Below are 22,926 nucleotides of genomic sequence, written 5' to 3'. Positions count from 1 at the left end.
TTAATGGTTAAAGTTTGCTTAGTTTTCTGCCTGCTTTTCCTTTTTTCTTTAAAATCCAATGCTCAAGCTCCACAAAAGAAGCTCGATAGTGTGTTGTCTATCCATGCAAATTATCATAAAGATGATTCAGTTAAGCTTAAAAACTTAAAGGAAGTATATAGGCAGTATATGCGCATGAAGAATGTGCCTAAAGTTGAAGAATACGTGGGTAAAACGGTAGCACTTGCCATTCGTTTAAACTTAAGAAGATTTGAAGCCGAGGCCTATTATAGACGAGGTGTATTTTATCATGGAACTAGCAATTATGAAAAAGCTGAGGAGAGCTATTTAAAGTCTGTTCGTGTTTACGCACTATTAAATGATCTCGATTGGGTAGGAGGTGTTTACTTAAATTTAGGTGCGCTATATACCGGGATTCCTGATTATGCAAAGGCATTGGAAGTTAATCAGAAGGCAATTTCCGTTTTCCAAAAAAATGGAAATGAGGAAGATTTAGCAAGTTGCTATGCGAATATTTCGAGCATTTACTTGGGATTAAATCAGCAAAGTAACTCCTTATTCTATTTAAAAAAGGCATTACAGATTTTCGAGAAAGAAGGAGAAAATAGCAGAGGTGTTGCTGTTGTTACGAATAGCATAGGCAACGCATATTTTGATGCATCCAATGAGGAATTGGTTAAAATGGGAGTTAACCCCAATCAAAAAAATAAGGTTGCATTAGCATATTATTCGAGGAGTTTAAAAGCTGCAATAGCTATTGGAGACGATGGGGTTGAGGCTACTGCAAATCGAAATCTAGGGAAACTGTACGAATTAATCGGTAACCGCACTTTAGCATTACAGGCTTACGAAACCGCAATAGCTAAAGACTCAGTAGGTGATGACATGCTCGACTATGCATTTTCCCTTTTGGCTCTAGGGAAATTTTATGAGGGCGAAAAGGAATTTGACAAGTCGATAAACTTGGTACTCAAAGCACTTAAAATTGGAGAAGATAATAAGTTGTTAGAAATTCAAAGAAACGCTTATGAATACTTAAGCTCTGTTGAAGAGAAAAAGGGAAATTATAGTTTGTCTCTCGCTAACTATAAAAAGTTTATTGATTTTAAGGAGCAAATTTTTAATGAAGAGAAAGAGAAGGAAGTAACTAGAAGACAATTACAAATCAATTTTGCCGTAAAAGAAAAGGATTATCAATTAAAGCAAGAGCTAACGGATGGAGCGTTACAGCGACAGGTGCTACTTGCAAAACAACAGCAGCAAAAGTTAATTTTAAGACAACAAGCATTAGATCTAAGTGATAAAGAAAAGCGTTTGCAACGGTTAACTTTTTTAAAAAAGCAGGCCGATTTAGAGAATGAAAAACGCTTTCAACAAGGGATGCGAGTTAGCGAACAATTAAAATCTAAACTTGATAAAGAAATTAAGGATAGGGAAATTAATTTTCAAAAGTCGGAGCTGAAATTTAATAAGAACATTACCTTATTTTTAAGCATTTTGGCCGTTATTTTATTTGGATCAGCTGTAGCCGTATTTTTAGCACAACGTAAAACTGCAAAGTTAAATACCGTTGTCTCTAATCAAAAGGCAGAACTTGAAAAACTAGGAAAGGTTAAAGATAGAATTTTTAGTGTGGTAGGCCACGATATGCGTAGCCCCGTTAATTCATTGATTTCGTTTATTCAATTGCTTGAAGATGGCAATATGGAGCCTCAAAAACTTAATCGCTATGCGGGTCACCTAAAGAATACCTTAACTTATACATCAGCGATGATGGAAAATTTGTTGAATTGGGCATCTAGCCAAATGGAAGGTTTTAAGCCAATTATCGAACCTTTTAAGATTAAAGCATGTGTTCAAGAGGTTGTTGATTCATTAGCAGATTTAGCGTTTAAAAAGAAAATTCAAATTAATAACAATCTTTTGGAGGATAAATATTGCTTAGCCGATATAAATATGACTACAATTGTTTTCCGTAACTTGATTAACAATGCAATTAAATTCACAAACGAAGGAGGTTCAATTCATCTATCAATGCAGGAAAATAATCATGAATTGTTAATTGCTGTAAAAGATAATGGAATTGGATTAACTCAAGAACAAATTGATAACTTTAATGAATCAGGGTCTGATTCGAACTCAAAAACAACTTTAGGCACAAATAGTGAAAAAGGCACGGGCATTGGATTATTGCTTTGTAAAACATTTACTCAACTTATGAATGGATTATTACAGGTTCAAAGCAAGAAAAATATAGGAACTACATTTACACTAACACTCCCAAAACCACATATATCTTAACTTTATCGACTATATCGGGTATGTTGTCGACTAAGTTAAAAACCACTAATTTTTATGCGCATTTTTATACTTATTAAAGCATTGAGTACGCTATTTAATTACATATGAGTATTAAAAACGCTAAAGATATAGGTAAATTTTTAGGAAATTTTTTTATTTATTTATTCGAACAAGGAGTAAATAAAAATAGATTAAGTAAGCGCTTAAAGTAGCTTGGTTACTTAGTGTGCCTAGATAAGGTCTTATCTGAAATCCTTTCCATTAGTTCTTGTCTATGTGCTAAGCTTAAAGGAACCGAGTGCTCATGGCTTAAATGTATTTCGTTGGTAGAAATAGTTGAAATATGATTTAGGTTGATGATATATTGCTTATGAACTCTAAGAAAAATTGCTGGCAATTGTTTTTCAAGATTTTTTAAATTAACAAGTGTGATATGTTTATTCGAGGCTGTGAAGATCTTGGAGAAATCGCCCATACTTTCAATGTAAACCACATCATCATAATTTAATCTCGTATACCCTTTTGTTTCTTTTAAGAAGAAATGATTATCTGATTGTGGAGGCGGTTCGGCTATTGTTTTTTGGGCTGCAGTTTTTTTTAGATCTAAATATTCAATGGCTTTATGGCTCGATTTCAGTAAGCGTTCGTATGTTGCTGGTTTTACAATAAAATCGAGCGCATCGTGGTTAAAACTATCGGCAGCATATTCAGAAAAAGAAGTTATAAAAATAAAAACAGGAGGGTTTTTGATGCTTTTTAAAAGGCTCATGCCCGAAAGTTCTGGCATATCGATATCAGAAAATACAATATCTATAGCTTTACTTCCAATTATTGCATCTGCCTCAATGCCACTACTGCATACACCTACAATTTCGAAGCGGTTAATCTTGCGCAAATACATTTCAATTGCATCGCGTTCTATTTCGTTATCGTCTACTATTAAGCAGGTGTATTGCATATTCTATAAATATAGATTTAAAAATTTACCTGGAAAACTAAGCAGGGTAGGACCATAGAGCTAAAAGTTTTAAGAATTTATTAATTAATTTATTTACAATAATTTAACACTTCTGTTTCTTAATAAATGATCAACCAAAACCAATGCCGCCATGGCTTCTACAATCACTACCGCTCGTGGAACTACACATGGATCATGTCGGCCTTTACCTTTAATTTCGGCCATTTCTCCAGCTGCATTTACAGTTTGTTGGGCATGCATGATGGTAGCAACAGGTTTAAAGGCAACCGTAAAGGTTATATCCATACCATTCGAAATGCCACCTTGAATGCCTCCAGAAAAATTAGTTAGGGTCTTTGTTCCATTTTCGGTAGAAACAAACACATCGTTGTGCGCCGATCCTTTCATTTCGCTACCGGCAAAGCCAGAACCATATTCGAAGCCATGCACCGCATTAATGCTTAGCATCGCTTTACCTAAATCGGCATGGAGCTTATCGAATACAGGTTCGCCTAAGCCAACTGGACAATTTTTAATTATACATGAGATCTTTCCACCTACCGTATCACCATCTTTTCGAACCGCATCGATAAATTCAATCATCTGATTGGCAATTGCTGGATCGGCACAACGCACTATATTTTCTTCTCTTAGGATTAAAAGTTCTTCTGTATTTCTACTAGCTAAATTGGGTGCTTTAATATGCCCGACAGCAGTAACATGGCCAAAAATATCAATACCAGAAGCTTGTAGCACTAATTTTGCAATTGCCCCGGCCGCTACTCTGGCCGCAGTTTCTCTGGCCGACGATCGTCCACCACCCCTATGGTCGCGGATGCCGTATTTCGCATCGTAGGTGTAATCGGCATGACTTGGGCGATAAACATCTTGATTATGTGCGTAATCTTTAGAGCGTTGATCTTCGTTTGGAATGAGAAGACTTATTGGCGTACCCGTACTTTTACCCTCGAAAATTCCTGAAAGGATTTGAACGGTGTCGCTCTCTTTACGTTGTGTAGTAATTTTAGACTGGCCCGGTCTTCGTTTATCCAATTCTGCTTGTATAAATTCGATGTCTATTAACAGTCCAGCCGGGCAACCATCGATAATTACCCCGATTGCAACCCCATGCGATTCGCCAAAGGTGGTTATTTTAAATGCTTTACCGAAAGAGTTACCTGCCATATTTTAGTTTTTTTGTTTGTTCGTTTTTTTTTTGTTGGTTTTTTATTGTTGGTATTTTGGTTTTTTTGTTTGTTATTCCCAAACACCCAACCAACTAACCAACCAATCACCCAACAGTAAACCCGGCCTTCTCCAAATCATTCCAAAAATAGGGATAAGATTTCTCAACTACTTGTTTTTCTTCAATTTCTAATTTGTTGATTTTTAAGGCTAAAGGAGCAAAAGCCATCGCCATGCGGTGATCTTCGTAGGTGCTTACAAACAATTTTTCTGGGAAATGAAGTCCGCTACACGCTAATTTATAACTAAAATTTTTCTCGATTAACTTCACTCCAATTTTTGCCAACTCCGTTTGTAAAGCTAAAATTCTATTGGTTTCTTTAATTTTTAGGGTTTCTAGTCCTGTAAAAGTGCAATCGTGTCCTAAAATTGCACATACTACAATGATGGTTTGTGCAAGGTCGGGACAATCCTTTAAATCAAATATTTTTCTTTCTAATTTTTTAGGTTCCTTTTTTAAGAAAACTCCACCCCCTTTGAATTGAGATGTGATGCCAAAATTCGCCATTATTTCGGTGATTTTACTATCACCCTGTAAGCTATAACCATTTAAGCCGGGTAAAAAGATAGAGGCTTCGTCAGCCAAGGCCGCAATGGCGTACCAATAAGAAGCGGCACTCCAATCGGGTTCTACGTATAATTTACTCGTACTAAACAACTGGGATTTAATGGTGATATGATTACCATTCCATTCGTGTTGTATACCGGCTTGTGCTAACATTGCTAAAGTCATTTCTACATATGGCCTCGAGGTTAGTTCGCCCTCAATTGCCAATGTAAGGCCAAGGGGTAGTGTAGGAGCAATCATCAACAATGCAGAAATATATTGACTACTTATATCGCCTTTGATGTTAACCAGGTTTGCGGCCTGTTTAAAAGGACCAGAAATTTGAAGAGGTGGAAATCCTTTATTTTCTTCATAAGAAATTTCTGCACCTATACTCTTTAAAGCTTCAGCTAAAATTTCGATAGGACGTTGCTTCATCCGCTCTGTGCCGGTTAATAAGTATTTTCCAGGTTGAATGGTTAAAAATGCGGTTAAAAAGCGCATAGCAGTGCCGGCAGGACCTACGTTTATCACTTGTGGGTTGCGAGTTGTGAGTTGTGAGCCAGTTCCAAACTCCAAACTCATTTCTTTAACTTCTCTTAAAACTCTCTCCAGTGTAACCGTATCAGCGGCGACCGATAAATTTTCTACACTTACTGCCCCTTTACTTAATGCGCCAATAATTAACGCTCTATTACATTCGCTTTTAGAACCGGTTAACTTTATTTCGGTATTAATCTGTTTACTTCCCTTAAACGATAATAATATGTTTTTAGACATGTTTTCGTAATAAAATTAGCTAATTGTTTAATTAGCTAATTAGCTAATTATTATTTAACCTCCGAATGTGCCTCTGCTGCTATTCCCTCTTCAGCTTTGCCAGCATTCATAATTTCTGTTTGTCTGCGGATAGATTCGCCATGTACCAATTCTAAAAACTTTTCGGTAAAGTTAACATCAAGTTTAAGTGCTTTCGCGAATGCTGTACGTTTGCTCATAATTTCATCCCAACGATTAACCTGTAAAATGGTTACTTTATTATCTCTTTTAAATTCCCCAATCTTTTGAGTGATGCTCATACGTTCGGCTAGTTTTTGGATTACTAAATCGTCTATTTTGTCAATTTCTTTCCTTAAATCGGCCAATTTATCAGTAAATTCTTCATTTTTCGATTCAGGCTTACGAAGTGAAAACTTACTTACCATTTCGGCTAAAGCGGCCGGAGTAACTTGTTGTTTTGCATCAGTCCATGCAATTGATGGGTCTAAGTGCGACTCAATCATCAAGCCTTGCATATCCAAATCTAGCGCTTTCTGAGCAATGTAGGGAATAAGTTCACGGTTACCACAAATGTGACTTGGATCGTTAATAATAGGCAAATCAGGACATAATGTTTTTAATTGAATAGCTAATTCCCACATGGGTTCGTTGCGGAATGCGCTTTTTTCAAACGAAGAAAATCCACGGTGTATTGCACCTAATTTCGTTATTCCTGCTTTATTAATTCGTTCTAAAGCGCCTACCCATAATTGTAAATCAGGGTTTACTGGGTTTTTTACTAATACTGGAATGTTTACACCTTGTAAAGCATCGGCAATTTCTTGTACAGTAAACGGATTTACAGTAGAACGTGCACCGATCCACAAAATATCGACACCAGCTGCTAAAGCTTCTTCTACGTGTTTCGCATTGGCTACTTCCACTGCAGTTGGTAAGCCTGTTTCAGCTTTCGCACGTTTTAGCCATTCTAAACCAATGCTTCCGATGCCTTCAAATTCGCCCGGGCGAGTACGTGGTTTCCAAATCCCTGCCCTCAGCACGCTAACTTTTCCGGTTGCAGCTAATAGATGTGCAGTTGATAACAATTGATCTTCAGTTTCTGCACTACATGGTCCAGAGATAAGTAAGGGCTCGTTTTTTACGTTTATCCAGCTATGTAAGGGTTGGATGTTTAATTGTAGTTTCATTTTTTGGGTTTTTATATTTTTAGTATCAAGTTTTTAGTAGTAGTATCGAGTATCAAGATTGGACGCTAAACTTTATCATTCTTCAAGTATTCGCCCATGATATTAAAGTTCACGGTATATTTTAAGGCTTTTCTAATTGCGGTATCGTAATTTTCCATACTTTGCCACTCCATGTCCACATAAAAATAGTATTCGTTACGCTTGCCTAAAACGGGCATAGATTGTATTTTTGTTAAGTTTACGTTAAGCTCTGCAAATAAATTAAGCACCTTCGATAATGCCCCCACATGATTACCGACCTGGAAACAAATGGAAGCCTTATTAATTTCGTTCGCATTTTCTTTTTTATCTTTCTCTAGGATTAAAAATCGTGTATAATTCTTTTTATTCGACTCAATTCTGCGTTCGATAATATGTAGTCCATATAACTCAGCAGCGAGCGCATTGGCAATGGCAACAGTATCGGTTAGCTGCTCTTCCTTTATTTTTTTAGCGCATGCAGCAGTATCACTACTTTCTATCACCTGAATGTGTGGATAGTCGTCGAAAAAATCAACGCATTGTCTGATTGCAATGGGATGTGAAGTAGCAAATTTAATATCCTCGAATTTTATGCCAGGTAGAGCCATTAAATGCAATTGAATTGGAAGATAAACCTCGCCGGTTACCGCAAAATTATATTCTCTGATTAAGGTATAATTAGGTAATAAGCTCCCTGCTATAGAATTCTCTATTGCCATAATCACGAAATCGGCTTCGTTATTTACCAAACAATCGCAGGTTTGTTTAAAGGAGGTGCATTCTATGGTTTCGATATCTCTACCAAAAAACTTAAATGCAGCTTCTTCATGAAATGATGCTTTGATACCTTGGATGGCTACTTTTGTTTTGGGGTTCTTCATTCTAAATCTTATTTGCCCTAGTTTTTTAAAACTAGTGTGATTGCGTTAAACAAAAAAAGTCCCAGCTTTTGGCCGGGACTTTTTATATACATTTAATATTGTTATCTATTTTTTTGCATACTAGCCCCGGTTTTTACTAAAATAGTAAAAGTAACCAAAGTAATATGTGTTTTGTAATTGCATTTTTTTCTTGTTGATGACAAATGTACATTTCCAAATTTAATTTGTCAATAGGTAAATGAAAATAATTTAAACAAAATTAAATTTTATTGATAATTCGTCATTGAGAATTACAAAGCAGTTTATAAGCTAATTGCTTTTCCTGCTTCGATTACTGCCTCTTTATCAATTGTATGAAGATCCGGAATACGTCCTAAAGTTTTAATATTCCCATATTTTAAGATATACCTTTCGCTTTCTTCATTAACTTCGCCATTAAAAATTATGCCTTTAATCGATATTTGATTCTGTTTTAACGTGTTAACTGTTAATAAGGTGTGGTTAATGCTGCCTAAATAATTCTTGGAAACCACAATTACTTGTAGGTTCAATTCTTTTATAAGATCCAATATCAAATCTTCCTCATTTAAGGGAACCATTAAGCCACCTGCTCCTTCAATAATTAATTTATTTTCTGTATTAGGGAGCTTAAATTCCTTTAAATTAATGCTAAGCCCATCTAATTTTGCTGCAAGGTGAGGTGATAGGGGGTGATTCAATCTATATTGTTCTGGATGGATAGTAGAGACTGAATTGCTGAGCAAACTTTTAACCATTAAGCTATCGCTCTGATCTAGGTCGCCCGCCTGTATAGGCTTCCAATAATCAGCTTTTAGTTTTTCGGTTAAAACTGCACTTGCTATTGTTTTTCCAATGCCCGTTCCAATTCCGGTAATAAAATAACTTTCGTTCATGCAATTTCTTTTAAATGATTAATTAAATTCAATATTTCTTCTTCGGTATTATAGAGATGCAAGCAGATCCGCAAACGCTCTTGTCCCACGGCTACAGTTGGACTTAAAATTGCTTTTACGTCGAATCCTTTATCTTGAAGGTGAGCGGCAGCTTTCTTTGCGTCGATATCGTTGTTAAATAAAATGGTCTGGATACAACTGTTACTGTGTATACGTGGTAGGGAAGTATTTGCAACCAAACTAGCGTAGTATGCAATTTTTTCGGCGAGTTTATGTTGGTCACCTAGTTGTTCAAGTAGCTGGTATGCACATCTTATGGCGATAATCTGATGGAGTGGTGCAGCTGTAGTATAAATAAATGATCTTGCAAAGTTAATTAGGTAATTACGCAAAGTAATACTTCCTAAAACTGCTGCACCATGTGTGCCCAATGCTTTTCCATAGGTAATTATTCGTGCAAAAACCTTGTCTTGTAGGCCCAAGTGGTGAACTAAGCCTTTACCCATATTGCCGAAAACACCAATGGCATGTGCTTCATCTACTATTAAATTTGCATTATAAGCGGTGCATAACTCGCAAATTTCTGTCAGCGGGGCCAAATCACCATCCATAGAATAAACACTTTCAATTACAACATAGCATACGCCCTTTGCATGTTGCAACTTTTGCTCAAGATCTTTGATGTTATTGTGCTTAAAACGAAAACGCTCAGCATTACTTAACCGTGCACCATCAATTAAGCTGGCGTGAATAAGTTCATCCGTAATAATAGTGTCCCCACGTTGTGCGATGGATGATAATAAACCTACATTTGCGTCATATCCAGAATTAAATAGCAATGCGGCTGGAGAAGCGTGAAAATCGGCAATGTATTGTTCAGTTTTAATAAAGTAAGGATGGTTGCCACTCAGTAATCGAGATCCAGTAGCACCATTATTGATAGGCAAAAGTTTATCGGCCTCTGTTTTTATTAACTTGCTTAATTCTTTAGATCGTGCAAATCCCAGATAATCATTAGAGCAGAAATCGATCGGTAAATTTGAATAGGTTAATGCTCTTAATCTATTCATTTCTTTTCTTTCGTTTAGTTTTTGCTGAAGAAATTGTTCTGCATTATCCATTGGCCAAAAATAAAGAAAGCCCCGATAACATCGAGACTTTCTTTATTTTATTTTAGTTTTTTACTGGCGGAGGGGGTGGTGTTTTGTCTCCTGGGCGCCCTGGTCTTTTCCCTCTATTTTCTCTAACTCTATTTTTTACATCTTCACGTGCGCTTGCTAAGGTTTTACGCTGTTCTTCGGTTAAGATTTTATCCATCTTTTCTTTAGAGGCCGTCATAAAAGCTTTGCGCTCTTCCATTTTATTTTTCATGGTTTTGTCGTCTTGTTTGCGCCATTCTTCGTTCTTTTTAGCGCGGTCTAGTTCGATAGCCAAAACCTTTTGCTTTTGCTCATCGGTTAAAGCAAGCTTTTTTTGCATCGCAGTTGCTGCTTTTTCAGCACGCTGTTCAGCAGTTAGTTTATCCTGTCGCTCGAAACGTTCGCGACCCTCAATTCTTTCTTTACCTTCTCTGCCTTCAACTTTTCTTTTCGATGGCTCTTGTGCATTGCTGGAAGTAATTCCTAAAACTACTAGTGCAATAGTGTACATTAATTTCTTCATCTGTTGATTTTTTACTGGTACAATAACAATTGACTTCAAATTGAGGAGTTGATTGCAATCCTATCCTTATTTACTACCATAGATGAAAATTTAGGATAAGAGTTTAAATGGAATTTGTTAAATAGTGTTAATTTTTATTTAATTGTGAAATAGACTTTTGCATTTGTGCCATCATACTTGATAATGTTTCAATGGTTGGTTCTGGAGTGGGATCAGGCAAGGCAGTTGATATGTATGCTTTTGCTTTCCATATTTCTAAAATATCTGCCGCATCTATTGCATAAACATCGTATACCTTATTGTCTGATATTAATTTTAATTCTCTGTTTTCTTTAAATCGATTTCCCGCTCTTTTATAGACAACGCCCTCGCTTCGGCTAACGATAACATAAGTTTCGCCTTGTTTAACATCGTTCCAGTTGTCTAAATACTCGCCAATTATGATGCTGCCGGGTTGAATAGGTAGCATCGAATCGCCCATAATTTCGAATGCTCTAAAAGTGCCTTGCCTTAAAGCGGGTAGGGGCAGTTGGAACTTTGGAAGATCTTGAATGTATTGGGGATCCGAAAAACCATTTAAATAGCCTGCACTTGCCTTTACAGGAACAAGTTCGATGTTTTCATTGTCGTTTTGATCAACAGAAATACTTAACACCCTAAGATTAGAACCTTGACTTTTTGGTTTGGGTTTCCAATTTTCATTAATGGTTTCATTAATAAATTCATCAATAGTTAAGTCAAAGTGTTCTGCTATTTTTTTTAGTAAATCGTATTTAGGCTCTGCTCTGTCTTCTTCATAGGCGCCGATTAATGAACGCTTAATTTCCATTGCATCAGCGAATTGCTGCTGTGTGTAACCTTTTTTCTTTCTGAGGTATTTAAGGTTGGATGAAATGTTTGACATAAAAATATTTTAAAATAAATTTGTTTTTACTAAAATTGTTAGTATTATTGTGCCAATAAAGTTAGTAATATTTATTTGAATGCAAAGAAAATATCTAATTATTTTAGTTTTTAACCTTTAAAGCGAGAGATCATGAAAAAATTTGTTTACATCGTAACCGACAGAAACCGCACCAGTTTACATGTAGGAATGAGTGCCGACCTAACCAAAACCTTAGAATTCTACAAGAAGATGCCAAACTTATTTTTTGATAGTGCACAGCAATTAACACGCCTCGTTTATTTTGAAGAATTTAAAACTGAAGCTCAAGCACTCTCTCGATTTAAACTCGTTAGTCGTTTTACACGAATGCAAAAAGAAAGATTGGTTCGTTCTTGTAACCCAGATTGGATTGATTTAACGGTTGGCCTAGATTTTGAAAACATGTTGCCTCATCAAAAGTTAAATAACCAAGTTATTTTACCCTTAAGCATTCTTTCATAAAAAACTCCGACATAAAGTCGGAGCTATACTTTTAACACTATTTTTATCTTTTACCATGTAAGGATATAAGGCCCCTATACGTTGAGTGTTTTGCTCTTTAACGTTTCTTATATGGTCTTATAGGGTTGATGTCAAGATTACCAACCTGGCGAGAAGGTTAATCCAAATACGCCACCTTTTACATCTGTACGCTGGAAAGGAAAAGCATAATACGGCTCTAATATAAAATAGTTAAATACATTAACTCTTAACGAAATACCTGTACTTATAGCAGGAACACGCTCGGCAGGCGTGCCATTCGGCAATAAAACACCATTTGGTTCCTTCTTAAATGCAACCTTCGAATCTTCTGTCCAAGCAACACCCGCATCAACGAAAAAGTTTAAATCACTAAAGAAATACCTTGAACTGATTTGAGCAAGCTTTTTAGGCCCAGTAAAAGGTAACCTAACTTCAAAATTAAATACGGCAAATTTACTTCCAGATAACTGATTAATATCGAAATTACCAGTGTTCTGTATTTTACTATTGTAAAAGGAATTCGCTTCATATCCACGAATAAGATAGGGATAACCAATAAATAAAGGATATAACTTTTCGCCCTCTCTGCCAAATCGCATGTAGTTATATGTTCTTGCGGCAATGGTCACAGGTTTTAGTCTCCAATATTTCCTTCCATCAACGGTTAAAGCAGAAAACTTAAAATCGCCCACATATTGTTCCATTCCAACTCGGTATCTAAAACCCTCCAGAGGAGCTGCAACACCAAATATGGAGTTGTCGCCCACAAAAGAGGCGTTAGCTGATACAATAGTGAAAGCTTGCAAAGGAATTCCTAAAGTATTGGTAGCCGTAGCATTATCTACTTTCTCTCTATCAGCGCCAAGATAATAAGCTGGATATCCGTTTACATCTTCATAATAATTGTTAAATCGATCTAAACGATAACTATAACGAGAAAATGCAGTTCCAGCTTCAAACCGATGGGCTTTGCTAAATGGATACGATCCAAAAACCTCCAGTTTATCTTCAAAAGTTCTTAAAATGTTGGTGCTAATGGTGTCGATTGGATTTCCAGTTGTACTCGTACTTGGATCATAAAAAGTTCCACTTGTAAAACCAGTTACATAGGGGATATGAGATCCAGCAACACCCCAATTTATTCTGCTTTTTTGGTTAATATAACCCACCAATCCGCCAAAATCGTATATCTCTCCATTTACAGAGATATTTGATATAATCTGGTTACGACCCAAAATGTCGCTAAACATAGCCATAATACCACCTTGAATACCTGTTCCGAAACGACTAGAAGCTACACCAACACCACTATTTGCCAAGTAATCTAACCTGAATTTCGGACGATATGGAACCGCTTTAAGCGAATCGGCTTGTGTTTTTTCGAACCGTTCAAAATTGCTAAGGTTCGAGTTAATTACATTAACTCCCATAGTTTCAAAAGGAGGGAGGATAGCGGGTTCGAAATTTACGTCGTTTGAATTTACAACTTTAGCTCTAAAATTATTTAATGGCGAATTATATAAAGTATAGCGCTGATAACGATAGTAACTATAAATAATATCATCATTTCTTGAAACACTTATGGCAGGAGAATACTCGGTTATGCCACTTATACCGGTAAAATAATCGGTTAACTGTTTAACTACCATGTTCTCAAGGTTGTACTCGTATAAATTTCTAAATCCGTCGCGGTTAGATAAAAAGAAAATTCGTTTGCTATCACCTGAGAAATTTGCATTTAAATTATTCGCACCTGCAAAAACGGGAATGTTGGTTAGCGATTTAGTTGCAATATCATAAATCGTTAAGTTTAAGGGATTCACTGCATTAATATTTCCAGCCATAACAGCTGCTCTTTCTGAAGAGAACACGATTTTTTTTCCGTCTGGAGAAAAATTTGGGGCATAATCAGAATACTCATCATTTGTAATTTGCACCACTTCCTTGGTGGTTAAATTATACGAAAAAATATCACTTTGTCCTTCAACCATACCCGAAAAAGCAATTTCGTTGCCATTGGCAGACCATGTTAAGTTACTAAACTGCTCTACCTTGCCCATATCCGTTTGAAGTAGCGTATTGCCATTGGCCACATCAATCATGAGGAGTTGATTTTTTCCTTTGCTGAAAATACTAAATGCAAATTTTTTACTGTCGGGCGACCAAGCACCGGCAGATTCAATAAAGTTAAAATCGTCTATATGGGAATTAGAAATCTGACTGCTTAACTTTCGGATAATTTTGCCCGTCTTTGCATCAGCCAAAAATAAATCGATACCAAATAAATCTTTCTCTGATAAAAACGCAACGTATTGTCCGTCTGGACTAATTGCTGGCGATACGTTCATATTACCAGCATTTTTATTATCGATGATCTTCGTTCCAGAAATTTTTATCTGCGAACTATCGGCCTTTAACATGGGGCGATAATGTTTTTCGATTTCATTTTTCCATAAACCCGATAAAGTCCTATCATCGTAACCAAAAGTCATCTTGATTCCATTCTCGTAACCATACTTTGCTGTGGCTTTAAAAAGCGGAACGATAGTAGTATCGCCATAAACTGATCCAATGAACGTCCAAAATGCCTGCCCATAGCGGTATGGGAAATACTTTCCAGAGTTAGTTAAGTCTTTTAAGGATGGAATATCTCTATTTAACAGGGCATCGCGCATCCACATCGAAGTAAAAGCATCCTTTTTCCCTACCGATAGATATTCGGCCATCCCTTCAACCATCCATAATGGGGTATTGCCAATGTTTTCTAAACTGATAGAATCCTTTTCTAAAAGAACGTGATATTGAAAGGCGTGCACTAGCTCGTGGCCCAAAACGTGCCTGGTTTGACTATTAAGATCTAATACAGGCATAATTACCCTATTCTTCAATGCTTCGGTAACCCCACCTGTACCTACACCAACCTCACCATTTAGTGCCGTAGTTTGTTGGAAATCGGGGTGATTACTTTACAAAATAATTGGGTTCTTTTTTAAGAAAGTATCACGAAATACCTCTTGATGCATTTTGTACCAAGTTTCGGCATCCTGTGCAAATTTCTTTAATAAATTCTCATTTTTAATATAGTAATAAATCTCAAAATGGGGGGTTTGTAATACTTTGAAATCAGCATTTTTATACCTTACTCTATTTTGTCCAAAGTATTGCGCTTGAACCGAAAAAACAGCTACAAGCATAAAAAATAAAATCAACACTGATTTTTTTAATAATGGAACAGTTACATTCATGTGTACAGTTTTAAATCTTAAACGTCTTTTAAATTACGGAAAATTAGGTTAATCAGTTTTATCTTATTGATTCCCACCGGTTTTTTTCTTTTCTTTTTCTTCTTGTTTTGCTTTCCTTTTCAGTTCTCGTTCTTGCTTTTTAGTAAGCGGAACAATTGGCGTGCTGTTTTGTTTAACCGGTAAGCTTTCTGGTATTTTTTTCTCCTCTTTTTTCTGAATTTCAGTCTCTTGTTTTGGTAGCGTTTCATCTAAAATAGGATCTTCAGCCATATTTCCTAACGAATCTACTGCTATACTATCAACCGCCACTGTATCTACTTCTTGAACAGGAGTAGGGCAGTTGATGTTTCTGGTAATTTCGACTTTTGATTTTGGGAAAGGACCATAAGTGTATCCCGAAGTTGGATCTCGATAAACCTTTTCCATGAATTTACCAAAAATAGGTAAAGCTGTTCTCGAACCTTCTCCTGTTTCTCCATTTCTAAAATGTGCCGACCGCTCATCGCAACCCACCCAAACACCAGTTACCAAGTCTTTGGTGATACCCATGTACCACGCATCCACATAGTCAGATGAAGTTCCTGTTTTACCACCGATTTGATTGTTTTTCTTCCATAAGTCCCACTCCCATAAAGCTCTAGATGTTCCCCCAGGTTCGTCCATTCCGCCTCTAAACATATATAACATTAACCATGCAATCTCCTCAGATAACACGCGTTTTGTTTTTGCAGTGAATTCTTCTAGGATATGATCTTCTTGGTCGGTAATTTTTTCAACTAAAATTGGTTCAGTTCTAACGCCTTCATTTAAAAATGTACCATACGCACGCACCATTTCGAAAACAGAAACGTCGTTTGGACCTAAGCTTACTGAGGGTACTGATTCTAGGTGACTTTCAATTCCACATTCGTGTGCCCATTTAACAACGTTATCCCATCCAACTTTTTCGGTTACTTGGGCAGTTACTGTATTCACCGATTTTCCCATGGCCCATCTCAATGACATTTCTTGATAGGTATTGGTCCAATCGGCATTTTTTGGTTCCCAATATTCTGTTTTTCCTTTGTTTTGATACGCTATTTTTACAGGTTTATCCACAAATGTATCGCATGGGCCCATTCCACTTTCTAACGCAGCTAAATAGGCAAAGGGCTTAAATGTTGAACCTGCTTGTCTCTTAGATTGATTTACATGGTCGTATTTGAAAAATTTATGATCTATTCCGCCAACCCAAACTTTAATTTTACCTGTTTTTGGTTCCATCGTCATCATCCCCGTATTCATTATTTTCCCATAATAACGAATGGAATCCATTGTAGAAAACAACGTATCTCTATCACCTTTGTAAGAGAAAATGGTCATTTTTTTCTTTTTATTGAAATAGGCATCTATCGAATCGGTGTTATTTTTGTATTTTTTTGCAAGCAAACCATAAATTGGTAGATTTTTTTTCGCTCGCTCGGGGTAATCAATTTTTTTTCGTTCCGAATCTTCCCAAGGATCTTCATTTCCCCAAACGCTATAAAACCGTCGCTGAAGAATTCGCATTTGATCTTTTACAGCTTCTTCTGCAAAGCCTTGTAGTTTCGAATCGATAGTGGTGTAGATTTTTAAGCCATCTTCGTATAAATCATAACCATTTTCTTCGCACCATTTCTCAAGGTATTTATCAACTGCTGCTCTTAAATATGAATCGCCATTGCTACCATCTTTCATTTTACCTTCTTTAATTTGCAAAGGTTGTTTTGAAAGCATGGCCAAACTATCATCGCTTAAGTATTTGTATTTATTCATTTGTTTCAGCACTGTATTTCGACGGTCAAGTGCTCTGTCTGGACTTTTAATAGGATCGTAAAGACTCGTTCCTTTTAACATTCCAACCAATAATGCAGCTTCAGTTGTATTTAATGCCTTGGCGTCTTTATCAAAATAAATTCTAGAGGCTGTTTTTATGCCGTAAGTATTGTTGCCGAACGATACTGTATTTAAGTAGAGCGCCAAAATATCGTTCTTACTGTAGTTCGATTCCAATTTTAATGCAGTCATCCATTCTTTAAATTTCGAAATCATCGTTCTAACTATTGGAACATGCTTAATTAAGCCCGAAGATTTACTATACCGAGTTCGATATAAATTTTTAGCCAACTGCTGTGTGATGGTACTTGCACCACCATCTTTCCCCATGCCTACAACCGCTCTTCCAACAGCTTGAATATCTATGCCAGAGTGCTTATAGAATCGTATATCTTCTGTAGCAACTAAAGCATTCACAATACTTGGAGCGATTTCATTATAGTCAATTGGCGTTCGATTTTCTTTAAAATATCGACCAATTAACTTACCATCGGCCGTATACAGTTCTGAGCCTACTTGCTGTGCCGGTTTTTTTATATCCTCATATCGTGGTGAATATCCAAACAACCATAAAAAATTAAGTTGCAATGCGCAAAAGAAGATAATAATGAAAAATACAAAAATGGTGATATAACGAATGTATCTATTTTTAATTTCTCTAAACATGGGATAAAGATGAAAAAAAACGTTAATTATTTTCTGTTAAATTGTGTTAAAACTATAAGTACAAATTAACGTATTTAATTTACTTAATTTTGAGTCAATCTTTAAATTACCATTTTATAGTGATGAAACCATGATAAACATACCATATAAAAGCAAAATTAATGTTTTCATAGCTTTATCACCATTATAAAACCCATACGACGCATGAAAACCAATACTAAGAAATATTTGACACAAGGAGGAGATAAGTTTTTACTAAAAAATTTTAGTACCACTTATAATGGCCATTTGGATAAAGCTACTGGAAAAGAAGAGCTTGAGCGTGTAAAAGCTGAATTAAAGGATTATCAGGAAGCATTATATGCATCTGATTCGCATTCTATACTAATTATTTTTCAAGCCATGGATGCTGCCGGAAAAGATAGCGCGATAGAACATGTAATGTCGGGTTTAAATCCACAAGGCTGCCAGGTTTACAGTTTTAAAACGCCGAATAGTGAAGAATATAGTCACGATTTTTTGTGGCGCCATTACAAAGCTTTGCCCGAAAGAGGTAGAATTGGCATACATAATCGATCACATTATGAAAATGTATTGGTTTGTAAAGTGCATCCCGAATATATTTTAAGCGAAAATATACCTGGTTTTAACGAGGTAAAAAAAATAGATAAAAAATTTTGGAAAGCACGTTATGAAAGCATCCGAAACTTTGAAAAGCATTTAGTTGCGAATGGTACTGTAATTTTAAAATTTTTCTTACATGTTTCTAAGGATGAACAAAAACAGCGTTTTTTAGATCGAATAGAAAATCCTGCTAAAAATTGGAAATTTTCTGTAGCTGATTTAAAAGAGCGTGCCCTATGGGATAACTATAGTTTAGCCTACGAGGAAGCGATTAGAGAAACCTCAACTGCCGATGCGCCTTGGTATGTTATCCCGGCCGATAAGAAATGGTATGCAAGGCTGGCGATTAGTCAAGTAATCAAAGAAGCGCTGGAATCATTGAATTTAAAGTATCCTGTTTTGCCAAAGGATGAAGCAGATCAGTTGGCTGCAATTAGAGAACAATTAAATAATGAAGATTAGTGAATTCGTGAATTCGCTAATTAGCACATTTTCTACCTCTTTTTTGCTTATAAAACATAATTTCATACATTTGCCACGCTTTTTGGTTTCCAACGAAAGTTGGAATTAAAAGGGAATACAGTGTAAATCTGTAACTGTCCCGCAGCTGTAAGCTCTATAACGAGATATCAATCACATGTCACTGTTTACCCTAACCGGGGATGGGAAGACCGATAGATCGGGAGTAAGTCAGAAGACCTGCCTAAAAGTTTAATATTCATAGCTTTCGGGGATTGAAGCTAGGAGTGGGCCTTACGTATTGTAATACCTATTTCTATTCTGATTCTGTTGCTGTGTGTGAATAACTCACAACAAATGAACAAAAAAACAAAATTGATTGTAGCAGGTCTAGGACTTGTTCAATTTGCCCTTTGTGGGGAAGAAGCTGTGGCTCAAGTAGCCAAAAAATTAAACGAGGTGGTAATTTCGACCACAAAAAACGACCTTAAGCAATCGCAAAGCGGAAAAGTAATTACGGTAATCAGCAGTGAGGAATTAGCGCATAGCGCGGGTCGTAGTTTAGCTGAACTGCTAAATCAACAAGCTGGAATTACAGTTGTAGGTGCTGGAAGTAATGCTGGGAAGGACAAAAGTTTGTTTTTTAGAGGGGCTGCAAGTGCCTATGCCGTAATTTTAATCGACGGTGTTTTGGCAAGTGATCCTTCTGGTACGGGCGGTGCATTCGATCTACGTTTACTGAACATCGATCAAATAGAACGCATCGAAATTTTAAAAGGTGGTCAATCTACTCTTTATGGCTCAGAAGCAGTAGCAGGGGTGGTTAACATCATCACTAAAAAATCGGGATTAAAACCTTTAGCGGTTAATGCTGTGGCTACTGCGGGAAGCTATGGCTCGTACAAAGGGGATGTTGGCCTAAGTGGTAGAGTAAAATTTTTTAACTACAATGTTAATTATGGATACTTTACCACCAATGGGATTTCTGAAGCTGAAAACCCGGCAGGGAATGCGATAATTTTCGATAAAGATGGGATGAAGCAAAACACGCTAAATGCCAATTTTGGATTTAAATTTGGTGATAAGTTAACCTTGAGTCCGTTTTTTCGATATTTTAAAGGTGATTTTAATTACGACGATAATGCATTTACGGATGCAAATAATACTTCGGTTTCTAAGCACCTCAATACTGGGTTAAATGCAGTTTACCAATTAAAAAATTCGAAGTTTACTTTAAATTATACTAATCAAAATACCAAAAGAGCCTATGTAAGTCTTTACCCAGGCAAGTATGAGGGTAAAATGGATTTGATCGATGTGTTTTATAATCATAACCTAAGCGAAAAAGTTTCAGTGCTGGTTGGCGCAGATAATCGTTCTACCTCGGTGGTGTATACTTCGGCTGTTCCTTCAACTAATTTATTTAGCACTTACGCCTCGGTATTTTTACACCATTTAAGTGTGTTTAATTTGGAATTGGGAGGGAGATTTAATCAACACAGCAAATACGGAGACAATTTTACCTATTCGATAACCCCTAGTGCTAATTTAACGAAAGAATTAAAAATTTTCGGAACAATAGCCTCTGCGTTTAGTGCACCCACATTAGACATGTTGTTCGGGCAATATGGTGCGAATTTAGCGTTAAAGCCAGAAAATTCGACCAGTTATGAAGCTGGGGCTAGCTTTGCTCTTTTTAATGACAATGTAAAATTACGGTTAGTTGGTTTTAAACGTGACCACACAGATGCCATCATTTACGGTGCCAATGGATACATTAACCAAGACAAACAAAAAAATAAAGGTTTTGAGATAGAACCAGGAGTTAAACTGGGAAAAGTGTCGGTTAATACCTATTATGCTTATGTAGAAGGGAAGCAAATTTCTGTAGCAGATGTTTCTGATGTTCTTTTGCGCAGACCAAAGCATACCTATGGCGCTACAATTGGTGCCCAGGCATCTGAAAATTTATATTTAAGCCTGAATTATAAATTTACAGGTGAACGAATAGACAGCGACTTCAGCACGTATCCTTCGGTAAATAAGACATTAAACTCGTATCAATTGTTAGATTTTTATGTGCAATATACCTGGGTAAATAAGCATCTTAAAATCTTTGCCAACGTAAAGAATTTAGGTGATGAAAAATATACGGAGATTATTGGTTATCGTACAATGGGTTTTAATGCGAATGCTGGATTGAGTTTTAGCTATTAATACTCCATTTTAAACTTACTTAAGTCGGGCGATTGCTTTTTCGCCCGATTTAACTCTTCTTCATAAATGGTTCTTCCCAAATTTCTCATAAAAGGATAGCATACTGTTTCGTATTCATACTTGTTATCATTATAAATCCCGTCTTCGTTAGATTGTACTACGGCGGTTAAAAAAAATTCAATCTTATTTTTAAAGTCTACGAAATACGAATTGTCGATTATGAAGCCATAACTATCTCCATATTTGTTAAAAATGCGAATGGATGGGTCGATTGTTGCATTTTTTTCTCGTCCGTAATATAACATCTTGGCATAGGTTGGCCAAAATTCTTTTTTATCATATTTTGGGTAATCGCTTTCCGTAGGGAACTTGCTCATATAGGTATAAATGAGTTTATAATCTTCGGGATTTAAATTAAATCGTTCTTTTTTTGGGAAGGCTTCTGGCAGCATCAATCGTTTCATGAGCGATTGTTGATCGGCAATGGTAAACACATTTTTATTGGCAAAGCTATAAGGTTCCATAATCAATTGATCTCTACCGTCCATATATCCTTTCCCAACACTTAAATTTGTTAATGTTAAATTATAGTCCTTTTCGTCGTATTGTGCACGTTGATGGTAAACCAGTTTGTCTCCATCATAAAAATCGATAGGATTAGTGTTTCTAGCCGATTCTCCTCCATCGCCTATGGCTAGGCGATTTAATATTCTACTCTCAGTTAAGCCATATTTCTTAAGTTTAGAATTCATTTCGCCTCTACCAATAAATTCAAAAAGTCGATTAAACGCATCATTATCACTAGTTAATAGAATTTTTTTTATGTAATGCGCTATTGATGGTTTGCCATTTTCGGAGCTCGCATCTTTTGTTACCGAAGTTTGACCTTTAAAATTACTATCGGTAATCATTGTTAAATTGGCATGTAGGCCTTTACTTTTTAATTCATTTACTTTCTCTAGTGCAAAAACAACGGCGGCTAGCTTAACCGTGCTCGCTGGGTAAAAATAGTGTTCACTGTTTAAATTATACGTAAATGTTTTAAAGCTTGGTTTATTGTTTTTGTCACGATTTACTTGCGTGTACATAATTTGAACCTCGTTATTGTTTGGATGATTTAATATCCCACTAAATAATTCGGACTTACTAAGCATTAAATTTTTAAGGAATATCGTATCCGTTTGTTGAGCCATAGTTTGCAAGGGTAGGAAAAGGATTAAAAAGAGGCCTATTTTTCGCATAAAATTGTTTTGAGTGTTAAATATAAGGATTTCTGTTTGCTGTATATTTTTTATTCCCCATTTAAAAAGCTAATTTTGTACTAAACTAGATTAAAAAATGGAGAACAAGTTTAATTATAGAACGCCAGTATTGTTATTATTTATGCTTCTTATTGTTGGATTGAGGGTTATTGCACCACTTTCCTCTGATTTCAAGCTCATTGCTAACTTTTCTGGAATAGGAGCGGTGGCCTTATTCGGAGGAGCCTATTTTAAAAACAAAATAAATGCCTTTTTATTACCTCTTTTGGTGCTTTTTGTAAGTGATCTAGGTTTAATTTTAACCATGGGTGCCGACTATGGCTTTTATAGCGGCTGGTACTATACATACATTGCCTTTATATTAATGGTGCTAGCAGGTTATTTAATTATTAAGAAAGTAACCACACAGCGCGTGCTGATTGCAGGCTTAGTGGGTGTTTTAATCCATTGGATTGTTTCTGATTTGGGCGTGTGGTACGGTTCGTCAATCTATCCTCAAACATTAAGTGGCTTTTGGGCGTGCTTGGTGGCAGCCATTCCTTATGAAAAGAATTTTATGTATGGTACATTAGGCTATTCGGCTTTACTATTCGGTATTTTTGAAAGCTTGAAAGCAAAATATCCAGTGTTAAGTGTAAATAAAACGAGCCATTCTTAAATAGCGCTTAAAAAATAAATAAGACCCTCCCGATTTC

Annotated in this window: 18 protein-coding genes and 1 riboswitch; of the genes, 5 read left to right on the top strand and 13 right to left on the bottom strand. The window is 36.2% G+C overall.

Features of this window, described 5'->3' with window-relative positions; translation table 11 throughout:
* The first annotated feature begins 3 nt into the window (after positions 1-3).
* The gene (locus tag WG904_RS10915; protein WP_339579351.1) at positions 4-2,301 is read left to right on the top strand and encodes a tetratricopeptide repeat-containing sensor histidine kinase; all 2,298 of its coding nucleotides are present in this window, start codon (positions 4-6) and stop codon (positions 2,299-2,301) included.
* Between the two features lie 217 nt (positions 2,302-2,518).
* On the opposite strand, the gene WG904_RS10910 is transcribed toward WG904_RS10915, so the two are convergent.
* From WG904_RS10910 to WG904_RS10870, 9 genes are all read right to left on the bottom strand, one after another.
* Positions 2,519-3,259 carry a LytR/AlgR family response regulator transcription factor gene (locus tag WG904_RS10910; RefSeq protein ID WP_339579350.1) on the bottom strand — a complete coding sequence of 247 codons (741 nt, stop codon included), beginning with the start codon at positions 3,257-3,259 and terminating at the stop codon, positions 2,519-2,521.
* A gap of 93 nt (positions 3,260-3,352) precedes the next feature.
* Positions 3,353-4,444 carry a chorismate synthase gene (aroC, locus tag WG904_RS10905; protein ID WP_339579349.1) on the bottom strand — a complete coding sequence of 364 codons (1,092 nt, stop codon included), beginning with the start codon at positions 4,442-4,444 and terminating at the stop codon, positions 3,353-3,355.
* A gap of 106 nt (positions 4,445-4,550) precedes the next feature.
* On the bottom strand, positions 4,551-5,831 hold the full coding sequence (aroA, locus tag WG904_RS10900; protein WP_339579348.1) for a 3-phosphoshikimate 1-carboxyvinyltransferase: 1,281 nt from the start codon (positions 5,829-5,831) through the stop codon (positions 4,551-4,553).
* A gap of 50 nt (positions 5,832-5,881) precedes the next feature.
* On the bottom strand, positions 5,882-7,018 hold the full coding sequence (locus WG904_RS10895; RefSeq protein ID WP_339579347.1) for a chorismate mutase: 1,137 nt from the start codon (positions 7,016-7,018) through the stop codon (positions 5,882-5,884).
* Positions 7,019-7,083: 65 nt separating this feature from the next.
* Complete coding sequence (locus WG904_RS10890; RefSeq protein ID WP_339579346.1) at positions 7,084-7,920, bottom strand: prephenate dehydratase; 837 nt, start codon at positions 7,918-7,920, stop codon at positions 7,084-7,086.
* A 302-nt stretch (positions 7,921-8,222) separates the two neighbouring features.
* Positions 8,223-8,834: a dethiobiotin synthase gene (bioD, locus tag WG904_RS10885; protein ID WP_339579345.1), complete on the bottom strand. Its 612-nt coding sequence runs from the start codon at positions 8,832-8,834 to the stop codon at positions 8,223-8,225.
* Positions 8,831-9,955 carry an aminotransferase class I/II-fold pyridoxal phosphate-dependent enzyme gene (locus WG904_RS10880; protein WP_339579344.1) on the bottom strand — a complete coding sequence of 375 codons (1,125 nt, stop codon included), beginning with the start codon at positions 9,953-9,955 and terminating at the stop codon, positions 8,831-8,833. The genes bioD and WG904_RS10880 overlap by 4 nt, the downstream gene beginning before the upstream one ends.
* A 52-nt stretch (positions 9,956-10,007) precedes the next feature.
* Positions 10,008-10,496, bottom strand: a complete 489-nt coding sequence (locus WG904_RS10875) for a DUF4890 domain-containing protein (protein WP_339579343.1) — start codon at positions 10,494-10,496, stop codon at positions 10,008-10,010.
* Positions 10,497-10,623: 127 nt separating this feature from the next.
* Positions 10,624-11,400, bottom strand: coding sequence for an XRE family transcriptional regulator (locus tag WG904_RS10870; protein ID WP_339579342.1), 777 nt, complete (start codon positions 11,398-11,400; stop codon positions 10,624-10,626).
* A 132-nt stretch (positions 11,401-11,532) separates the two neighbouring features.
* Between WG904_RS10870 and WG904_RS10865 the strand changes: the two genes are divergently transcribed.
* Positions 11,533-11,883, top strand: coding sequence for a GIY-YIG nuclease family protein (locus WG904_RS10865; RefSeq protein ID WP_339579341.1), 351 nt, complete (start codon positions 11,533-11,535; stop codon positions 11,881-11,883).
* A gap of 137 nt (positions 11,884-12,020) precedes the next feature.
* Here WG904_RS10865 and WG904_RS10860 read toward each other — a convergent pair whose 3' ends face one another.
* The 3 genes from WG904_RS10860 to WG904_RS10850 form a co-directional block, all read right to left on the bottom strand.
* Positions 12,021-14,774, bottom strand: a complete 2,754-nt coding sequence (locus tag WG904_RS10860) for a tolB protein precursor (protein WP_339579340.1) — start codon at positions 14,772-14,774, stop codon at positions 12,021-12,023.
* Positions 14,775-14,870: 96 nt separating this feature from the next.
* A complete protein-coding gene (locus WG904_RS10855; protein WP_339579339.1) occupies positions 14,871-15,149 on the bottom strand; it encodes a hypothetical protein in 279 nt (92 codons plus the stop codon).
* A gap of 63 nt (positions 15,150-15,212) precedes the next feature.
* Positions 15,213-17,669 (bottom strand): transglycosylase domain-containing protein, encoded by a 2,457-nt coding sequence (locus WG904_RS10850; protein ID WP_339579338.1) that lies wholly within the window; start codon positions 17,667-17,669, stop codon positions 15,213-15,215.
* Positions 17,670-17,873: 204 nt separating this feature from the next.
* On the opposite strand from WG904_RS10850, the gene WG904_RS10845 reads away from it, so the two are divergent.
* Complete coding sequence (locus WG904_RS10845) at positions 17,874-18,755, top strand: polyphosphate kinase 2 family protein (protein ID WP_339579337.1); 882 nt, start codon at positions 17,874-17,876, stop codon at positions 18,753-18,755.
* A 66-nt stretch (positions 18,756-18,821) separates the two neighbouring features.
* Positions 18,822-19,014: riboswitch (cobalamin riboswitch) on the top strand.
* Positions 19,015-19,109: 95 nt separating this feature from the next.
* A complete protein-coding gene (locus WG904_RS10840) occupies positions 19,110-20,969 on the top strand; it encodes a TonB-dependent receptor plug domain-containing protein (protein ID WP_339579336.1) in 1,860 nt (619 codons plus the stop codon).
* On the opposite strand, the gene WG904_RS10835 is transcribed toward WG904_RS10840, so the two are convergent.
* Complete coding sequence (locus tag WG904_RS10835; protein WP_339579335.1) at positions 20,966-22,162, bottom strand: serine hydrolase; 1,197 nt, start codon at positions 22,160-22,162, stop codon at positions 20,966-20,968. The two genes, WG904_RS10840 and WG904_RS10835, sit on opposite strands and share 4 nt — an antisense overlap.
* Before the next feature lie 145 nt (positions 22,163-22,307).
* Between WG904_RS10835 and WG904_RS10830 the strand changes: the two genes are divergently transcribed.
* Positions 22,308-22,889, top strand: a complete 582-nt coding sequence (locus tag WG904_RS10830) for a DUF6580 family putative transport protein (protein WP_339579334.1) — start codon at positions 22,308-22,310, stop codon at positions 22,887-22,889.
* Positions 22,890-22,926 lie beyond the last annotated feature (37 nt).

Origin of the sequence: Pedobacter anseongensis, assembly GCF_037482965.1 — a bacterium.
Lineage (GTDB): Bacteria > Bacteroidota > Bacteroidia > Sphingobacteriales > Sphingobacteriaceae > Pedobacter > Pedobacter anseongensis.
The sequence above is the reverse complement of the archived record's forward strand: the minus strand, read 5'-3'. Positions and strand labels throughout refer to the sequence as shown.

Bases quoted from the DNA above. Each gene is read 5' to 3' on its own strand.
- WG904_RS10830 (WP_339579334.1), top strand. From the start codon at position 22,308: ATGGAGAACAAGTTTAATTATAGAACGCCAGTATTGTTATTATTTATG.
- WG904_RS10865 (WP_339579341.1), top strand. From the start codon at position 11,533: ATGAAAAAATTTGTTTACATCGTAACCGACAGAAACCGCACCAGTTTA.
- WG904_RS10845 (WP_339579337.1), top strand. From the start codon at position 17,874: ATGAAAACCAATACTAAGAAATATTTGACACAAGGAGGAGATAAGTTT.
- WG904_RS10875 (WP_339579343.1), bottom strand. From the start codon at position 10,496: ATGAAGAAATTAATGTACACTATTGCACTAGTAGTTTTAGGAATTACT.
- WG904_RS10915 (WP_339579351.1), top strand. From the start codon at position 4: ATGGTTAAAGTTTGCTTAGTTTTCTGCCTGCTTTTCCTTTTTTCTTTA.
- WG904_RS10895 (WP_339579347.1), bottom strand. From the start codon at position 7,018: ATGAAACTACAATTAAACATCCAACCCTTACATAGCTGGATAAACGTA.
- WG904_RS10890 (WP_339579346.1), bottom strand. From the start codon at position 7,920: ATGAAGAACCCCAAAACAAAAGTAGCCATCCAAGGTATCAAAGCATCA.
- WG904_RS10850 (WP_339579338.1), bottom strand. From the start codon at position 17,669: ATGTTTAGAGAAATTAAAAATAGATACATTCGTTATATCACCATTTTT.
- bioD (WP_339579345.1), bottom strand. From the start codon at position 8,834: ATGAACGAAAGTTATTTTATTACCGGAATTGGAACGGGCATTGGAAAA.
- WG904_RS10835 (WP_339579335.1), bottom strand. From the start codon at position 22,162: ATGGCTCAACAAACGGATACGATATTCCTTAAAAATTTAATGCTTAGT.
- aroC (WP_339579349.1), bottom strand. From the start codon at position 4,444: ATGGCAGGTAACTCTTTCGGTAAAGCATTTAAAATAACCACCTTTGGC.
- WG904_RS10860 (WP_339579340.1), bottom strand. From the start codon at position 14,774: ATGCCTGTATTAGATCTTAATAGTCAAACCAGGCACGTTTTGGGCCAC.
- WG904_RS10910 (WP_339579350.1), bottom strand. From the start codon at position 3,259: ATGCAATACACCTGCTTAATAGTAGACGATAACGAAATAGAACGCGAT.
- aroA (WP_339579348.1), bottom strand. From the start codon at position 5,831: ATGTCTAAAAACATATTATTATCGTTTAAGGGAAGTAAACAGATTAAT.
- WG904_RS10855 (WP_339579339.1), bottom strand. From the start codon at position 15,149: ATGAATGTAACTGTTCCATTATTAAAAAAATCAGTGTTGATTTTATTT.
- WG904_RS10840 (WP_339579336.1), top strand. From the start codon at position 19,110: ATGAACAAAAAAACAAAATTGATTGTAGCAGGTCTAGGACTTGTTCAA.
- WG904_RS10880 (WP_339579344.1), bottom strand. From the start codon at position 9,955: ATGGATAATGCAGAACAATTTCTTCAGCAAAAACTAAACGAAAGAAAA.
- WG904_RS10870 (WP_339579342.1), bottom strand. From the start codon at position 11,400: ATGTCAAACATTTCATCCAACCTTAAATACCTCAGAAAGAAAAAAGGT.